At 41.7% G+C, this 16,571-nt stretch carries 13 protein-coding genes; 6 read left to right on the forward strand and 7 right to left on the reverse strand.

Features of this window, described 5'->3' with window-relative positions:
* Nucleotides 1–62 precede the first annotated feature (62 nt).
* From ALKIM_RS0108660 to ALKIM_RS0108670, 3 genes are all read right to left on the reverse strand, one after another.
* The gene (locus tag ALKIM_RS0108660; RefSeq protein WP_084555844.1) at nucleotides 63–1,280 is read right to left on the reverse strand and encodes an LVIVD repeat-containing protein; all 1,218 of its coding nucleotides are present in this window, start codon (nucleotides 1,278–1,280) and stop codon (nucleotides 63–65) included.
* A 67-nt stretch (nucleotides 1,281–1,347) separates the two neighbouring features.
* A complete protein-coding gene (locus ALKIM_RS0108665) occupies nucleotides 1,348–2,160 on the reverse strand; it encodes a hypothetical protein (protein ID WP_026474286.1) in 813 nt (270 codons plus the stop codon).
* Nucleotides 2,161–2,250: 90 nt separating this feature from the next.
* Nucleotides 2,251–3,240: a lipoate--protein ligase gene (locus ALKIM_RS0108670; protein WP_026474287.1), complete on the reverse strand. Its 990-nt coding sequence runs from the start codon at nucleotides 3,238–3,240 to the stop codon at nucleotides 2,251–2,253.
* Between the two features lie 183 nt (nucleotides 3,241–3,423).
* On the opposite strand from ALKIM_RS0108670, the gene dtd reads away from it, so the two are divergent.
* Genes dtd through deoC form a run of 3 tightly spaced genes read left to right on the forward strand, consistent with a single transcriptional unit; the run spans nucleotide 3,424 to nucleotide 5,157 of the window.
* Nucleotides 3,424–3,876 carry a D-aminoacyl-tRNA deacylase gene (gene dtd, locus ALKIM_RS0108680; protein WP_026474288.1) on the forward strand — a complete coding sequence of 151 codons (453 nt, stop codon included), beginning with the start codon at nucleotides 3,424–3,426 and terminating at the stop codon, nucleotides 3,874–3,876.
* A 32-nt stretch (nucleotides 3,877–3,908) separates the two neighbouring features.
* The gene (locus tag ALKIM_RS0108685) at nucleotides 3,909–4,235 is read left to right on the forward strand and encodes a nucleotide pyrophosphohydrolase (RefSeq protein ID WP_026474289.1); all 327 of its coding nucleotides are present in this window, start codon (nucleotides 3,909–3,911) and stop codon (nucleotides 4,233–4,235) included.
* Between the two features lie 43 nt (nucleotides 4,236–4,278).
* On the forward strand, nucleotides 4,279–5,157 hold the full coding sequence (gene deoC, locus ALKIM_RS0108690) for a deoxyribose-phosphate aldolase (RefSeq protein WP_052345496.1): 879 nt from the start codon (nucleotides 4,279–4,281) through the stop codon (nucleotides 5,155–5,157).
* 33 nt (nucleotides 5,158–5,190) lie between these two features.
* On the opposite strand, the gene ALKIM_RS0108695 is transcribed toward deoC, so the two are convergent.
* On the reverse strand, nucleotides 5,191–5,706 hold the full coding sequence (locus tag ALKIM_RS0108695) for a hypothetical protein (protein WP_026474291.1): 516 nt from the start codon (nucleotides 5,704–5,706) through the stop codon (nucleotides 5,191–5,193).
* Between the two features lie 119 nt (nucleotides 5,707–5,825).
* Here ALKIM_RS0108695 and ALKIM_RS0108700 point away from each other — a divergent pair, with 119 nt between their 5' ends.
* Both ALKIM_RS0108700 and ALKIM_RS0108715 read left to right on the forward strand, forming a co-directional pair.
* Complete coding sequence (locus ALKIM_RS0108700; protein ID WP_026474292.1) at nucleotides 5,826–7,148, forward strand: ATP-binding protein; 1,323 nt, start codon at nucleotides 5,826–5,828, stop codon at nucleotides 7,146–7,148.
* 397 nt (nucleotides 7,149–7,545) lie between these two features.
* On the forward strand, nucleotides 7,546–10,035 hold the full coding sequence (locus ALKIM_RS0108715) for a hypothetical protein (protein ID WP_044117839.1): 2,490 nt from the start codon (nucleotides 7,546–7,548) through the stop codon (nucleotides 10,033–10,035).
* Nucleotides 10,036–10,136: 101 nt separating this feature from the next.
* Here the strand turns inward: ALKIM_RS0108715 and ALKIM_RS0108720 are convergent, their stop codons facing one another.
* The 3 genes from ALKIM_RS0108720 to ALKIM_RS0108730 form a co-directional block, all read right to left on the reverse strand.
* The gene (locus ALKIM_RS0108720) at nucleotides 10,137–11,081 is read right to left on the reverse strand and encodes a hypothetical protein (RefSeq protein WP_026474295.1); all 945 of its coding nucleotides are present in this window, start codon (nucleotides 11,079–11,081) and stop codon (nucleotides 10,137–10,139) included.
* 318 nt (nucleotides 11,082–11,399) lie between these two features.
* Complete coding sequence (locus ALKIM_RS0108725; RefSeq protein ID WP_235714400.1) at nucleotides 11,400–12,188, reverse strand: glycosyltransferase family 2 protein; 789 nt, start codon at nucleotides 12,186–12,188, stop codon at nucleotides 11,400–11,402.
* Nucleotides 12,169–13,425 (reverse strand): glycosyltransferase family 4 protein, encoded by a 1,257-nt coding sequence (locus ALKIM_RS0108730; protein ID WP_026474297.1) that lies wholly within the window; start codon nucleotides 13,423–13,425, stop codon nucleotides 12,169–12,171. The genes ALKIM_RS0108725 and ALKIM_RS0108730 overlap by 20 nt, the downstream gene beginning before the upstream one ends.
* A 316-nt stretch (nucleotides 13,426–13,741) precedes the next feature.
* Between ALKIM_RS0108730 and polA the strand changes: the two genes are divergently transcribed.
* On the forward strand, nucleotides 13,742–16,516 hold the full coding sequence (gene polA / locus ALKIM_RS0108735; protein WP_026474298.1) for a DNA polymerase I: 2,775 nt from the start codon (nucleotides 13,742–13,744) through the stop codon (nucleotides 16,514–16,516).
* Nucleotides 16,517–16,571: the final 55 nt, after the last annotated feature.

Genomic DNA, 16,571 nt, shown 5'->3' on the forward strand with positions numbered 1-16,571 from the left:
AACCGATGCCACTTTAGATAAGCGCATCGGTTGGAAAGATTCAATTAAAAACCTAAAAGAGTTTATCCTACTGGAATGTGTGACATCAGAGAAATGTTTTTAATATCGGAATAATCGTATAGGTAAAATCCATCATCGCCAATCATAAATAGCAACCCGTTAATCGGAATTACATCATATGCCTTAATAAATGGGAACCTAACTATTTCATTTTGTTTGATGCGGGTTTTATCAGTTGCATCGAAAACTTTCAAACCAGCGTCTCCTTCGCATACAAACAATACACTACCATCGATACCTAAGCCATACGGACTAACCATGTCAAATGAGCCCACCAACGTATTGTTTTTGTAATTTTCCGAAAGCTGAATAACATCCAAACGATTCACATTACTTCCACACATTGTTCCTCCCCGCAAAGTCACATAGGCATAGCCATCTGCCACAACCACCGGATCGCAAGCTGTCACATGCCAAAAATTACTAACTAACAAAGGCGCTAAGGGCACCTCTAAACTGAAGATTCTCATCCCAGATGATGTTCCTAAAAACATGTGGTTATCATACATGAAGATGGTTTCCACATCCCAACCAACGTTTTGTTTTCCAGCGGCTACCGGGTTGTCTGGCGCTGACACATCAAAAAAATAACAGGTGGATATGTCCACTGCATAAAGAAAGTCATTGTAAAGACCGAACCGAGCCATTGAACCAGCCACACCCACAGTTGAACCTGAAGAACCCCCCACGCCATTTCCAGAGCCAAAAAATGCCCAATCGTTGTGCATCCAACGCCATGTTGGATATATTGGATAATACTGAGGCTCTAGTTCTTGTCGAATGGTTTCCACACGCCAATCAACTACCACACCTTGCTCTCGATTCACATCCAATTGACGATAATTATTGCCTGTGGGTGGCACCATATATGGTAAGGCGTCTTGTACACGGGCAACCTCCTTTATTGATGTTACATCCGATACATCAATCGATACCAAATCAACAAAACTGTCGGCATATAAAATATTATATCGGACGGCGATGTCAACACAACCGGGTATCTCGATGAAAGCAACATTCTGCGGCGATTTAGGATTGCTTAAATCTAAAACATGTACGCCCTTCATAAACTCTACCACAAAAATATGGTCGTCCTTGAAGTATATCTTGCCGGGCTTCTCCAGATTTCTGGCAGATGAAGCTTTCACCGCAGCCCGCAACTTATCAAAAGTCATGTAAATGGGTGCGTTGGCTCTAAACTCCTCTGTATAAGTGTCCATACAAGCGGATAGACAAAAAACGGAGATTAATAATGTTATAAGTGTATATTTCGCTTTCATCATTTATCTAGTTTATGATTATACCAAGTTTTATGGTTAGCCGGTTGTAATCCACATCAAGACTATAGTCATTGTTTGCAGCATAATTTAATCGATGGAAACGATATCCTGCCGAAATAGTAATGGCGTACCCGGAGCGGGTCTGACTGAAAATACCAATCGCTGGATTAACAAGAAACCCACCTTTGGCCTTAAATGGAGTATTCTCCTCCACAGGCCAGGGCCATATCATGCCAGGAGCGTTGCCATTATTTATAATTGCCCCATAGGAAGTGCGGGATTTTTCTATTGGAAAGAGATAGCCGCCATGTAAAATGAGAAAAGGAACGGTACGCCCACTTCGTAGATTATACATCGCATTTACAGTTGCGGGCACATACGTTTCATGAAGAAACTCGACACCGCTGCCTAACCCAAAGGATAACTTGCTGAATACAGAGTAATTAAAGGAAGAACTTACAACAAATGGCGCTGATTGACGATTCTCCGGATTTCCGACTAAAAGTCCCATCTCGCTTAAGTTGAAGAATCGGTTGTTTGACACAACTACTTCATCGAAATTATCTGTTTTATCCTGCTTGATTCGCGGTGGTCTGTTTTTGGATATAAACTCAACTTCAGAGGCATCTAAAACAAATGTGCTTTGTTGAGAAACGATTTGGATCTTTTCTAAATCGGAGGTGTAAATGTAATCACCCTTAATCACCCTGCCGTCCTTTAGGTGTATGAAGCCCCGGGCATAACTTCCTGACTCAATTTGAGCATAGAGAGGGACAAAGAGAAATGTTGTGATTAGGGAAAGCAAAAGTTTTACCATCATCGTAAGTTTTTCATATTGATGATGATAAATAAATAGGTTGCGCCTAATACAAAATTAAATATACAAAAGAGAAATCCATGCTACTCCAATCTAAAAGAAAAGCGAAACCAGTTCGTCAGCTGATTCATTCAAGGTGTTTAGCAGTTCACAACTTCTAATTGATTCTCTTAAATCATTTTTAGAATGATACTTACCCTCAATCATATTAATTAATTGTTTTATAATGCTTGCATCAGGATGGTTGGATTTTATGTCGGCATGGGAAATGCGACCTTTATCTACTTTCATCTGAACTGCAAACACATAACCATTAAATACCGAACGTTTCCTGAACTCATAGGGTGGGCCATAGCTGTAGTTCCATTCAGTGGTAGAATATTTCTCCTCACTGAGTTTCTCAATGGCCATCACTTCCGATTCAAGAAAATCAGAAAATATTATCCCATTGTTTGATTGTCTGATAGCTTCTTCCAGTTCAACTAAAAATTCATTGGCAGATGTAATTCTGTTGAATATCTCAGTAAGATTCATCACCTGGCTTCGAACGGATTTTACCGCCTTGTCGCGAAAGCGCGTAGGATCACTCTTAAGACTGCCGGTAAGCATGTCGAGCCGCGAGTTAAACAACAACGTGCCATGGTGCATCACACGCCGCTTATAAACATGACAGGCATTTCCGGAGATTTTTTTAAAGTTGACCAGCAAATCATTACGGTCGCCACTTCTGGCCGGAATGCCCCAACTGTTTAACACATCCACAATGGGTTGAGTGGCGCACTTAAAATTCACCAAATCATGCGTTTCTCCGTTTTTAATAAAGCAGAAGTTTATGTTTCCCTCGTCGTGAAATACAGTACCTCCGCCCGACAAGCGGCGATAAAGAGGGATATCATTGGCTTCGAGAAATGAAAGATTTATCTCAGCCAGCGCATTCTGATGTTTACCAATAATCACTGAGGGTTTGTTGATATAGAAGAAATGCACATCCTCAGCCACATGCCGCAACAGGTACTCTTCGGCTGCAAGGTTAAAGGCCGGGTTGTTACTTCGGCTGATAATGGAGCGGGTATGTTCAGACATGGTGACTTTTTACTTACTATTCGTATTTTATTGACAATGTAAAGATAAAACCACAATCGGAAATTTAAGTTTAATGCCAACATCAATGAAAGCACCGAATCTGAAAATGAAACAAACAAATCTTTTTATCTTTAAACGGCTAAAAGTAAAAATATATTTAAACATCGTAACTTCCGCACCGAAATGAGGGTTGTAATACAAAGAGTTACCAAGGCAAAAGTAACCACATCATCCGGACATGAGTCGCATATTGAAAGAGGTCTGATGATTCTCGTAGGCATTGAGCATCGGGATAACGAAACCGATGCCGATTGGCTGGCCAATAAAATTGTGGCACTTCGCATTTTCGATGATGAGAACGGCGTGATGAACAAAAGTGTGATGGATGTGGATGGTGGATTGATGGTCATCAGCCAGTTTACATTGCATGCGCGCACCAAAAAAGGCAACAGACCTTCGTATATCGAAGCTGCCCAACCCAACGTCTCGGTTCCCTTGTACAATTTGTTTGTAAAGAAACTGGAGACCATAACCAATAAAACTGTTGCCACTGGCGTGTTTGGTGATTACATGCAAATATCGCTAGTGAACGATGGCCCGGTGACCATCGTGATGGATTCCCAAAATCGTGAATAGCTTAGAGGCTGCTTACTTTAAAATCGTTACAAATGACAATTGAAGCGTTACAACAATCGGTAGATGGCTGGATAAAAACCCATGGAGTGAAATATTTCAGCGAACTTACGAACACAGCCATCCTGATGGAAGAGGTGGGCGAGCTGGCACGGCTGATGGCACGGAAATATGGCGATCAGTCGTTTAAAGCAGATGAGTCGGATCGTGACCTGGGTGATGAAATGGCCGATGTACTCTGGGTTTTGGTTTGTCTGGCCAACCAAACGGGAGTGAACCTGACCGACGCCATTCAGGCCAACATAGAAAAGAAAACGCGCCGGGATGCCGAAAGACATAAAAACAATCCAAAACTTAAATAGAGTAAATCATAAATAACTGATAATAAAACAGAAAGAATAAATTATGGAAACGTATCCTTTATTTGAATTGTTTCAAGAGGACTTTGAAAAAATCCCTTCTTTTGATGCCGCCACCTTAGAGAAACCTTCGGCATCGGAAGATTTGCTGAAACGCATTTTCAATTGCATCGATCTTACCAGCCTGAACACCACCGATAGCAGCAACTCAATTGAGGAGTTTTGCGAGAAAGTAAGCAACTTTCCGGCGGCCTTTCCCGACATGCCAAATGTAGCTGCCGTGTGCGTTTATCCGGTTTTTGCATCCATACCCACCACCAAACTACGTAATCTGGAAGTAGAGCGCGCGGTGGTTTCAGCAGGATTCCCATCGTCACAAACCTTTCTCGACACCAAAATAGAAGAGACCAAACGCGCAGTGTTTTTTGGTGCCAATGAGATAGATATAGTGCTTTCGGTGGGCGAGTTTCTGGAAGGAAACTATGAATTTGCCGGGAATGAAATCACCGCCATTAAAGGAGCAATGGGCGACGCACATCTTAAAGTGATACTTGAGACAGGTGCACTTAACAGCAACGAAAACATTTGGAAAGCAAGTTTGCTGGCAATGGAAGCCGGCGCCGACTTTATCAAGACTTCCACCGGAAAAATGAGCCCGGCCGCCACACCCGAAGCCGCCTGGATAATGACGCATGCCATCCGCGCCTTTGCTCAGAAAAAGAAGAAAATCATCGGCTTTAAACCAGCAGGAGGCATTGTAACTGTTGAAGATGCATTGGTTTACTGGAGCATTCAACAAGAAGTGTTAGGCGAAAAATGGCTCACCAATAAACTTTTCCGACTTGGAGCAAGCCGCTTAGCAAACAATATTCTCACCGAAATTGAAAGTTTGAGAGGCACTGGAAAAACCGTCAGCTATTTCTAACAATTGATTGCTAACTCAGACTGTTGTAAGAACTCATTTACGATTATGAGGCCGCACTCGGTTCATGGTATCGGCAAAATTAACAGGCGGATAGCTCGTTGATTGAGCCGAAACCACCATGAATTGCTCCTTCCCGTTTTTAAGTTTAACGGTGAGAAGGTATGCTTTGCTGCCATCTTCGGTTACTTGAAAAAGAGCATACAGAAATCGCTTTACAGATACATCATTAATATCATCAAAACTAACTATTTGGTCATAGTCACCTATCTTTTTTGTTAAACCTTTGTATGATACCGATATTTGACCAAGTTTTGTAAGTGCCCGCCTGATTTTTAGATGACAGAATAGCACCAGAAACGCCACAGATAAAACAATGAAAATAAGCAGTATAACATACATCCTGAACGAAAGACCTAAGGAGTGCGTAGCCAGGGTTAATAAGGATGGCGTAAGAGAAACCAGCGGAATTGCAAAAATTCCGGCACGGCTCAAAACTCTTATCTGATTTAACGATAACGTTTTTGATGTGTAAATATCGAATGAGTTCATTGGGTATGGATTAAACAAGGCAGTTCTGGGTAAGGAGAACACCGAGACTTCAAAATACAAAAATCTGAATAAAACCAAAACTAATAATAATTCAGTAATTTTGTGAGAAAAGAAATCAGATGCAAGAAAATCAAAATGTTGAATGGAAAGAAAATTGGAAAGATGAATATCTAAAATGGATTTGTGGTTACGCAAATGCATCTGGAGGAAGCATAATTATTGGAAAAAATGATAATGGAGAGATTGTTGAATTAAAGAACACCAAAAAACTTCTTGAAGATATCCCAAATAAAGTAAGAGACATTCTAGGTATTTTGGTAGATGTTAACCTCCACAAAACAAAAGACGGCAATTTCCTTGAAATCAATGTTGAGTCACAGCCATTCCCTGTAAATTACAAAGGGCAGTATCATTATCGAAGCGGAAGCACAAAGCAAGAGTTAAAAGGAGCGGCATTGGATATGTTCTTACTTGAAAAGAAGGGAAAAAAGTGGGATGGCGTTCCTGTTCTCAATATTTCTGTAAATGATTTAAAGAGCGAAACATTTGAATTTTTCAAAAAAAGGGCAATAGTCAGTAAGAGAATTGATGAAAGTATTCTAACAGAGGATAATATCAACATCCTTGAAAATCTGAAACTAACAGAAAAACCATACTTAAAACGCGCATCAATATTGCTGTTCCACCCTGACCCAGAAAAATATGTTACCGGAACCTATATAAAGATTGGTTATTTTCAAACAGATACAGAGTTGATATTTCAAGATGAAGTAAAAGGAAATCTGTTCGAACAAGTAGAGAGAACAATTGAATTACTTTTTACAAAGTATATCAAAGCATTAATCTCGTATGAAGGTATACATCGGGTTGAAACTTATGAATATCCAAAAGATGCTGTTCGTGAAGCTCTTCTAAATGCTCTCGCACATAAAGATTACTCAAGTAGCACTCCAATTCAAATAAGCGTTTATGATGACAAAATTATGATTTGGAATTATGGCCAGTTACCTGAGGATTGGACTGTTGACAATTTAATGCGAAAACATTCATCAATTCCTTACAATCCAGATATTGCAAATGCATTTTTCAGAGCAGGTTATGTTGAATCTTGGGGACGAGGAACAATAAAAATCATAGAACAATGCAAAATGCACAATTTACCAAAGCCTGATTTTCAGAATATAGGCAAAGATTTTTGGGTTATCTTTAAGAAGGATATTTATAATAATGAATCCTTGCAAAAGTTAAAGCTTAATGAAAGACAGATTAAAGCTGTACTGTTTGTAAAAGAAAAGGGAGAAATCTCAAATAAAGATTATCAAGAAATATGTAAAGTTTCGAAAGGAACTGCGACAAAAGAATTACGGGAACTTATCGAGGAATTTAATATATTAGAAAGAAAAGGCAACGTTGGTGCTGGGACAGTTTATGTAATAAAATAAAAAACGAATTGGATAATAATTGGATAAATTGGATAATCTGATAAACCCCAGCCCACAATAGTGTGAATAACCAATGGCTTTGGTTCGGCTAAAAAGTAACCCTTCTGCCCCGCCTTATTTTCTGTAACGCCGGACAAAGACGCAGCTCGCAAAAAGCCACTGATCATACATAGGTGCATTACATTCGAACAGATTCATGACCTTACTCGAAAGGTTAAAAGTAATTCAAACCACATTGATTTCCAAGCCGATTCACACGACCCAAACAGAATGCACCCAGAGAAACAGCAGAACCCTTCTCAGAGGAGTGTCAGCTACATCAGGATTTTTTTTGTTGCCGACAATCTTTACCTTTACAACTCAATATCAATGACAATAATCCACAAACCATTCATCAATGATTGAAAAATTAAAACCTTTCGGACCATACCTGGCCGCTATTGGATTCTTTATCGTACTGACTTTTGCCTATTTCAGTCCGGTGCTCGAAGGAAGGGCATTGCCACAGATGGACAACACCCATGCCATCGGGATGGCCAAAGAACTGGCAGACCATGAGTCACAAACCGGCGAAAAGGCACAATGGACCAACTCTATGTTTGGTGGGATGCCGGCTTATCAAATCAAAGCCGACTCCTCTGCAAACCTTTTCAGTTATGTGAACCGCTATTCGAGGCTGGGTCTTCCCTATCATACCGCAGCCATACTGTTTCTCTATCTGGCAGGTTTTTTCATTCTCATGAGAAGCATGGGTTTCAATCACTGGCTCAGTGTGGTAGGAAGTGTGGCTTTTGCATTTGGCTCCTACAATCTGATTATCATCATTGCCGGACACATCACAAAGGCTTACGCCATTGCGCTGATGGCTCCGGTTTTGGGTGGTATGCTCTATACCTATAACAAAAACAAATGGGGCGGTGCACTTTTCACCACAGTGGCACTGGGAGCCGAAATAGCCTACAACCATGTTCAGATTACCTACTATCTGGCACTTCTGGTTTTGATATTGGTGTTGGATAAACTCTCGCGCGCCATTGCCAACAACACACTGCCTGATTTCATTCACCGCACAGGTTTGTTGGTTGCCGCAGCTCTTTTGGCTGTGTTGCCAAATATCACCAACCTTTGGACCACCTACGAATATGGACGCGAAAGCATTCGTGGAAAATCAGGCCTGATGGAGGAAGAGACAGCAAAAAAAGTAAGTGGTCTGGATCCCGACTATGCATTTGCCTGGAGCTATGGCAAAGCAGAAACACTTACGCTTCTCATTCCAAACTTTAAAGGAGGCGCTTCTGAGCCCATTGGTAATAATGAGTCGGTTATCAGTAACGTGGATGATCGATTGCGTTCCATCGTGGCAGAACAGTCACAATACTGGGGCGGAAAACCATTTACCAGTGGCCCTGTATATGCTGGTGCCATCATCTGTTTCCTGTTTGTATTGGCGCTCTTCTTTTACAAAGGAAGAGAAAAATGGTGGCTATTGGCCGGTACCGTTCTCTCTATTCTTTTGGCATGGGGCCATAATCTGGAATGGTTCAACATGCTCATGTTTAACCACTTTCCTCTATACAACAAGTTCCGTACGGTGGAGATGGCACTCGTCATCGCCTCACTCACCATTCCGGTGCTCGCGCTTTTGGGGCTGAAAGAAGTTGTTGACAACCCATCAATTATCAAAGAAAAAACAACCTGGTTCATGCTTTCGCTGGGACTTACCGGCGGTGTGGCGCTTCTCTTTTATCTGTTCCCGGGTATCCTTAGCTTTATCAATGCCCACGAGCTAAACGCCCTCACAGCACAGAAAATGGCCAATCCCGATCAGGCGGCCATGATTGACTTGTTCATTCAGGAGCTGAAATTTGCCCGTATGGCATTGCTTAAAGCAGATGCTTTCCGCACGCTCATTTTCATTGCCCTTGGCAGTGGCTCGCTCTGGTTTATGGCCATGGAACGCATCTCAGCCAAATATGTGGTGCCGGGACTACTGTTACTTATTCTGGTAGATTTATGGGGCGTTGACAGACGTTATCTTAACAACGACCACTTTGTGCCTGCGCGCCAAATGCGCCAGCTCTTTACGCCTACGCAAGCAGATTTGGAAATACTCAAAGATAAAGACCCAAATTTTAGAGTTTTCTCCATCTATCGAAATCCGTTTAATGAGGTACATACCAGCTATTTCCATAAATCAATTGGCGGATATCATGGTGCCAAATTGCAGCGCTATCAGGATGTGATTGATCGCTACCTACAGCACGATGCACGCGGCATGATGACTCTATTGCAACGTAGCAGCAATGTCAATGATTTGGCAGATGTTTTGGCCGAAATGCCTGCCATAAATATGCTCAACACCCGCTACATTGTATTTCATCCTGAAATGGAACCCTTTCAGAATCCTCATGCCATGGGTAATGTCTGGATTGTGAACGAGATACGCACGGTTTCAACTTACAAAGAGGAGATTGACGCCCTGCTGGAAGAAGACCTCCACAACACGGCCATTGTGCACAATGAGTTTGCCGACATCCTTCAGTATCAAACTGTAGGTACAGAGGGCGGAAGCATAGAGCTTACATCCTACTCTCCTGAAGTTCTGAAGTACTCGGCTTCATTGGCTTCGCCCCAATTGGCGGTTTTCAGTGAAATTTTTTATACCGGCGGATGGAAAGCCTTCGTGAATGGTTCTGAAGTACCCATTATAAGAGCCAACTACCTTCTGCGCGCCATCTTTGTTCCGGCTGGAAACAGTGAAATAGAATTCCGCTTTGAACCCACCTCCTACCGATACGGAAAAATGGTTGCCACCATTGGTTCAATATTGGTGCTATTACTTGTTGTACTCTACTTCTGGAGACGAAAACAACACACTGAAATATAACTAGTTACTAAACATACATTAAAAAGCCCCGGCAAACTGTATGGTACAGTTTGCCGGGGCTTTTGATTATAAACACGATGTTGAAAATCGATTGACAGCTACTATTTCAAGGGCACACCAGCTTTTTGAAGAATGGCACTGCACTCCTGCCTCATAATAGCAAGCTCACTCTCTATCTTGATGATTTTGGAATTGAGCCCTTGCAACATAGCCTCAAGAGAATTGAGTGTTTTTCGCACAAAAAAGGCTGATAATTTGATTTTATGCTCCTCCACCCAGTCGATGATAAGGTTATTGAAAAAAGTGTCTTTAAAGCCAGTAATTGATTCAAAATGCAAGGCCAAATCTCTTCCGGGAGCAAACTCTCCAAGTTCATTCTTGAAGGCGCAAAGCAACATATGTGCCTCCACGGCGTGACTGAGTATTTCGATGGATGCATTTTCAGGCTTTAAGAACTCCTCCATATCGGCAGTGCCGCCCCAAACCACAACTTCTTTCAGGTTTCTGTTGAGCGAAACCAATTGATGTCGCGCCATCTCACCCAAATCAAAAGCAGAGCGCGCTTCCTTTAAATCGGCTTGTAAATTCTCTATTTTAAACAGATAGGCAACCAAACTAACGGCTTTGGCATCATCCACACCGGAGACAAACTTCTCGAATTGTTTTTTCAACTTTCGCTCGGAGGTTTCAAGCGCTTTAACCGAAACCTCTTCATGGGACATGTAACCTACGCGTTGCGACAAATACGCTATAACCTGTGCGCCGGCAAGTTGATTCAGCTTGGCAAAAAGAAGCGACATTCGTGTGGGAAGTTTTCCAGGCGTAGCAGAGCCCAACATATTATAAAAAAGGAGATTTAACGGCAGTGTTTCTCCAGAATGAGCCCCATAACCCACCTTCTTTAATCGGGTTTCTGCTTTTCGAAAGGCTCTTTGTTCTTCTTTGAGGGCAACAAAGCATCTATCATAAAGACGCTTTTGATGAATACGTAAACGAATAACCCTTCTTGTTTCAGAGATCTGTTGTTGAAAATCATGAAACATCATACGCTCATTATTTATCGGTTTAGGGGTAAGCAATTTTATATGCTTAAAAAATCAACTATCTGATATTACAGCTGATAAACTTTAACAGCCAACACACATTAGGTAACCATTTCGGTTAAGTATCCATACAATTCCAACTGGTTCTGGTTAACAAAACAAAAATCTTCAAAATATGTTTAGTAAGACTCCTATCTGCCTGTTTGATAGCCACATAACCAGGCCACACAAACAGAGGTAACCATATTTCAATTCAGGAGCCCAAATATAATAAAATGCTAAAACATTGTTATTCTTATTGTTTACTTTTTCGTCAATTTTTCAAAACCGACCATGCTTAACAAAATAATAAATAAACTTTAAAGAGATTGGAACGTGATGAATGATAGTGCTTACAATACCATAATTCTTCACCATAATATGAAAACGTTCGCGCAATCCGGGCAAAATATTTTTTTTCGTTAGTCCGCCATCCAGAAACCGCGACAGCACAATATTTGTATTTTCAACTTGGTGTGAATTTCTGAGCGCAGAAAGAAGCCACTCATAATCAGCTGAGAAGCGATACTTTAAATTATACTTGCCACATACGCGCCGATGCACTATCACTGATTGATGGCTTACCAGCATACCACGCTTAAAATCTTTCCAGGTAAGCTTGGCGGGTGGCGATAGTCTTCTCAAACCCAAGGCCTTTCCGTCCTCATCCACAATAACGGTTTCTCCGTAATATACATCTGCACCCAATCTAGATCTAAACACATCGAAAAGGGTTTCCGCACTCTCAATTTCATCGCCAGAATTGATAAACCAGAAATAATCACCGGTTGCGTGAGCCATTCCTTTATTCATGGCATCATAAAGTCCTTTGTCAAGCTCGCTAATAAAACAGGAAACCTTTTCAATATATTTTTGCACAACCGCATGTGTACCATCATTACTGCCTCCATCCACAATCAGATACTCAAGATTTGGATAGGTTTGCGACAAAATGCTTTTGATGGTTCGTTCGATGGTGGTTTCACCATTGAACACCACCGTGATGACTGAAACTTTTGGAAATGCAATTATCTGCTCGCCGCTCTCCATACTACCGGAGTAATGATTCATACAGAGCCATATATTTACGTGAAACAATCTCTGGTGTAAAATGTTGCAGCACCTTTTCTCGCGCCTTTGAACGAAACATCTGTTCGTCGCATTTAAAAAGAAGCGTATCGATGCTATCAGCCAAACCTGTTGCATCACCCGGCGCGGATAGAAATCCGTTGATGCCGTGGGTAACCATTTCGGGCACCCCTCCAATGCGAAATGCAACAATTGGCGTGCCACAAGCCAACGATTCCATTACCGTGTTTGGAAGATTATCTTCAAGCGATGGAAGCACAAATACATCTGCTGCCGAATATAAACTAACCAACACGTTAGGGTCGGTTATATAATTCATTAAGTGAACACGAAACGGCAACTTGGCCACAAGCTGATCCGAGGCTTTTCCGAACATCACCAACTCAATCTGGTTGGATTTACCCCTCTCCGAAAGTTTCTCCATTGCTTTAAGAAGATGTACCATGCCCTTTCGTGGATCGGTCACATTGGCCGCTCCAAAAAGAATAATTTTCTTATCAGACGGCAACCCAAGTCCTAAACGGGCTGCTTCACGTGGAACCGGCTTAAAAAAATCTGTATCTATCGGATTGGGAATAGATGTAATATCCGTATTTTCAGTAAGGGTGGCGCGTTTTGCCTCCGATGCGAGCCAGCTGCTGCATGCTACCAGAGAGAGCTTCCCATTCTGATAAACCTCCCGCTTTCTATTATGTTGAATGAATGACAGGTCTCCAGCTGATGCGTCACGGATAACAGGACAATTGCCACACTTTATCTGAAACCCGACACAAGAGCCTGCATAATGACAGCCGCCGGTAAAACTCCACATGTCGTGAAGTGTCCAAACCACCGGCTTTCCTAATAGCAGCAGCTTTTCTAGCCCCCGCAATGATAAAAAGCCCTGATTAAACCAATGTAGATGAATGATATCTGATTCTTTAACAAGATGATGCTTGCTTAAATCAAAACCTTTACGTGAAGTAGAAAAGGCAAACCTTGTGGCACGACCCTTCTCATGCGGAATGAAACCAGCTACTTCGTATAAAAAGTTATAGAGCAAGCGAGCCTTACCCCTGCGCGATTCAGCAACAGATGTCACCCAGTTATTTGTACTCTTTTTCTCCGCCACCAACATAGAAGTATCCACTTCCATTGTTCTTAACGCATTAACAATGCGCGATGCGGCCACAGCAGCACCTCCGGTTACGTCACTTTTATTGATATGTAATACGCGCATAGCTCTGGATTTCAAATTTGAACATATTGCAACTGCAAAAATATAAATAGACTAAAAATACAACTCGCTTAATTGTATTCTAAAACATACAACTAACATTGTGTTGGCTTGATGTGAGCAATCACAATGAACCAAAGTCTCTCAAAGATAAAGCAATAATTTACAAATACCGGACAGGTAACCACTCTTAACGCTGTTTAAACATGTAATTCTCCCTCATAATTTGTAATTTGGCTCTCTTAAACTGCCTCAAAAAACACTATTACAATAAGTCATCGATTACAAAAGTTAATATCAAACACAGAAATAAACACACATGTCTGAAACAAAACCAAAATTGTTCCTGCTTGATGCCTATGCGCTTATCTTCAGGGCCTACTACGCATTTATCCGCGCACCGCGAGTAAACTCAAAAGGGATTAACACTTCGGCAGCTTATGGTTTCACCAACACCCTGCTTGACATACTCAAGCGCGAAAACCCATCACACCTGGCTGTGGTAATTGATTACTCCGGCCCTACTTTTCGCAACGAAATGTATCCCGAATACAAAGCACACCGCGAAGCCACGCCCGAAGACATCAAAAAATCAGTTCCACAAATCAAATCCATATTAGAAGCATTAAACATCCCGCTTATTTCTATATCAGGATATGAAGCCGACGATGTGATTGGTACTTTGGCCGTGAGAGCATCAGAAGAAGGCTATATGACTTATATGGTTACTCCCGATAAAGATTATGCACAGCTTGTAAATGAGAATATTGTCATGTACAAACCGAAGTCGCGCGGCAATGAAATAGAGATATGGGGAACAGAGCAGGTATGTGAAGAATTTCAAGTGCCCAGTCCCATCAATGTGGTGGACGTACTGGCACTTTGGGGCGATGCTGCTGACAACATTCCGGGTTGCCCTGGCATCGGGGAGAAACGCTCAAAAGAGCTTATCGCAAAATACCATAATCTGGATGGCGTATACGCAAATATTGAAGATTTTAAAGGCAAACAAAAAGAGAATCTCATTGCATACCGTGACCAGGTTGAACTGGCGCGCAAACTGGTAACCATCTGCACCGAGGTGCCTGTTGAAGACCAACTGTCTGACTTTAATATAAAAGCGCCAAACCTGGAGAAACTGCGGGCGATAATGGACGACCTGGAGTTTAAATCGCTTTGGGAGCGAATTTCAGGCGAAAACAAAACAGTAAAACCAGCACCTTCACAAGGGTCGCTTTTTGATGTAGCAGAAGTAAGCATTCAGCCTGCTGTTAGCAGCTACAAAACAATTGAGGATGTGCCGCATCAATACTATTTGGTAGACAATGAAATGGCCATAGCTTCTCTGTCGATGGAACTGTCAATGCAGGAAAGTTTCTGTTTTGATACAGAAACCACCGGACTGGATGTGTGGAACGACTCACTGGTAGGCATCGCGTTTGCCTGGAAGTCCCATGAAGCCTATTATATGCCGCTTTCAGCCAATAAGATGGAGGCTATAACACAATTGTCAAAACTTAAATCCGTTTTCGAAAACAAAAACATCCTCAAAATTGGCCAAAACATCAAGTTTGATGCTTTGATGCTTAAAAGCTACGGCATAAATGTAAATGGGCCATTTTTCGATACAATGGTAGCACATCACCTGATTCAGCCGGGCTTGCGACACAACATGGATTATCTGGCCGAAATTTACCTGAACTACACGCCAATATCCATTGAATCACTTATCGGAACAAAAGGCAAAAATCAGGGCAGCATGAGGGATATAGCCATCGATAAAGTTAAGGAGTATGCAGGCGAGGATGCCGACATCACCTTTCAACTTAAGGAAGTTTTGGAACGAGAACTGAAAAAAGATGGATTAACCTCTTTTTTTAATGAGGTTGAAATGCCTTTAATTGAAGTTTTAATTGAAGTGGAGTACAACGGTGTTCGCATCGATGTGGAGGAGTTAATGCAGTCTGACAAAGTATTGGAATCACGCCTGAACACATTAGAAGCTGAAATCATTCAAATGTCAGGTCGTGAATTTAACGTTAACAGTCCTCGACAAGTTGGTGAAATATTGTTTGATAAGTTAAACATCGACAGTAACGCTTCAAAAACAAAATCGGGTCAGTATACCACCAACGAGGAGACGCTTCAAAAGATTAAAGACCGGCATCCTATCATTCCCTTAATTTTGGAACAAAGAGGACTTAAAAAATTGTTATCCACCTATGTATATGCATTACCTGAACTTGTAATTAAAGCAACCGGACGTCTTCACACTTCATACAATCAAGCCACCGTGGTAACCGGCAGATTGAGCAGTAGCAATCCAAACCTTCAGAATATTCCGATTCGAGACGACGAAGGAAAAGAGATTCGCAAGGCCTTTACAGCACGGGATCATGAGCACACTTTCCTAAGTGCCGACTACTCTCAAGTTGAGCTAAGGTTAATGGCACATCTCTGTAAAGATGAACATTTAGTGGCTGCATTTAACCGCGGAGAGGACATTCATGCCGCTACTGCAGCGCGAATCTTCAACGTGTCTATTGAAAACGTAACCTCAGACATGCGCAGAAAAGCAAAAACAGCCAACTTTGGAATTATTTATGGCATCAGCGCTTTTGGGTTAGCCGAACGACTAAACATCTCGAGAAGCGAAGCAAAATCAATCATCGATGGCTACTTTGAAAGTTTTCCTGGCGTTAAAACATACATGGACAACTGTATTCGCCTGGCACGGGAGAGTGGTTTTGTAGAAACATTGTTCGGAAGAAAGCGTTACTTACCCGATATCAACTCCAGAAATGCAGTGGTGAGAGGAATGGCCGAACGCAATGCCATCAATGCCCCTATTCAGGGAACTGCTGCAGATATAATTAAAAAAGCCATGGTCGATATCCAAAAACGTTTAACCGAAGCCAAACTTGAGACTAAAATGATACTTCAGGTACATGATGAATTGAACTTTGATGTGCCAAACCAGGAACTCCATATTGTAAAATCACTTGTTAAAGATGCCATGGAATCGGCATGCAAGCTTAGCGTTCCACTGGTAGTTGATATGGGCGAAGGAAAAAACTGGCTCGAAGCCCATTAAATTAAATTGTGGATTACCGTACAAAGGAGTAGGTTTTATGTGTGGTGATAAAACA

The organism is Alkaliflexus imshenetskii DSM 15055 (assembly GCF_000517065.1).
In the GTDB taxonomy this organism is placed as follows: Bacteria; Bacteroidota; Bacteroidia; order Bacteroidales; family Marinilabiliaceae; genus Alkaliflexus; species Alkaliflexus imshenetskii.

Excerpts from the sequence above, each read along its gene's own strand:
- ALKIM_RS0108725 (WP_235714400.1), bottom strand. The coding sequence starts at position 12,188 with ATGAATCATTACTCCGGTAGTATGGAGAGCGGCGAGCAGATAATTGCA.
- dtd (WP_026474288.1), top strand. The coding sequence starts at position 3,424 with ATGAGGGTTGTAATACAAAGAGTTACCAAGGCAAAAGTAACCACATCA.
- ALKIM_RS0108730 (WP_026474297.1), bottom strand. The coding sequence starts at position 13,425 with ATGCGCGTATTACATATCAATAAAAGTGACGTAACCGGAGGTGCTGCT.
- ALKIM_RS0108665 (WP_026474286.1), bottom strand. The coding sequence starts at position 2,160 with ATGATGGTAAAACTTTTGCTTTCCCTAATCACAACATTTCTCTTTGTC.
- ALKIM_RS0108685 (WP_026474289.1), top strand. The coding sequence starts at position 3,909 with ATGACAATTGAAGCGTTACAACAATCGGTAGATGGCTGGATAAAAACC.
- ALKIM_RS0108670 (WP_026474287.1), bottom strand. The coding sequence starts at position 3,240 with ATGTCTGAACATACCCGCTCCATTATCAGCCGAAGTAACAACCCGGCC.
- deoC (WP_052345496.1), top strand. The coding sequence starts at position 4,279 with ATGGAAACGTATCCTTTATTTGAATTGTTTCAAGAGGACTTTGAAAAA.
- ALKIM_RS0108660 (WP_084555844.1), bottom strand. The coding sequence starts at position 1,280 with ATGGACACTTATACAGAGGAGTTTAGAGCCAACGCACCCATTTACATG.
- polA (WP_026474298.1), top strand. The coding sequence starts at position 13,742 with ATGTCTGAAACAAAACCAAAATTGTTCCTGCTTGATGCCTATGCGCTT.
- ALKIM_RS0108700 (WP_026474292.1), top strand. The coding sequence starts at position 5,826 with ATGCAAGAAAATCAAAATGTTGAATGGAAAGAAAATTGGAAAGATGAA.
- ALKIM_RS0108695 (WP_026474291.1), bottom strand. The coding sequence starts at position 5,706 with ATGAACTCATTCGATATTTACACATCAAAAACGTTATCGTTAAATCAG.
- ALKIM_RS0108720 (WP_026474295.1), bottom strand. The coding sequence starts at position 11,081 with ATGATGTTTCATGATTTTCAACAACAGATCTCTGAAACAAGAAGGGTT.
- ALKIM_RS0108715 (WP_044117839.1), top strand. The coding sequence starts at position 7,546 with ATGATTGAAAAATTAAAACCTTTCGGACCATACCTGGCCGCTATTGGA.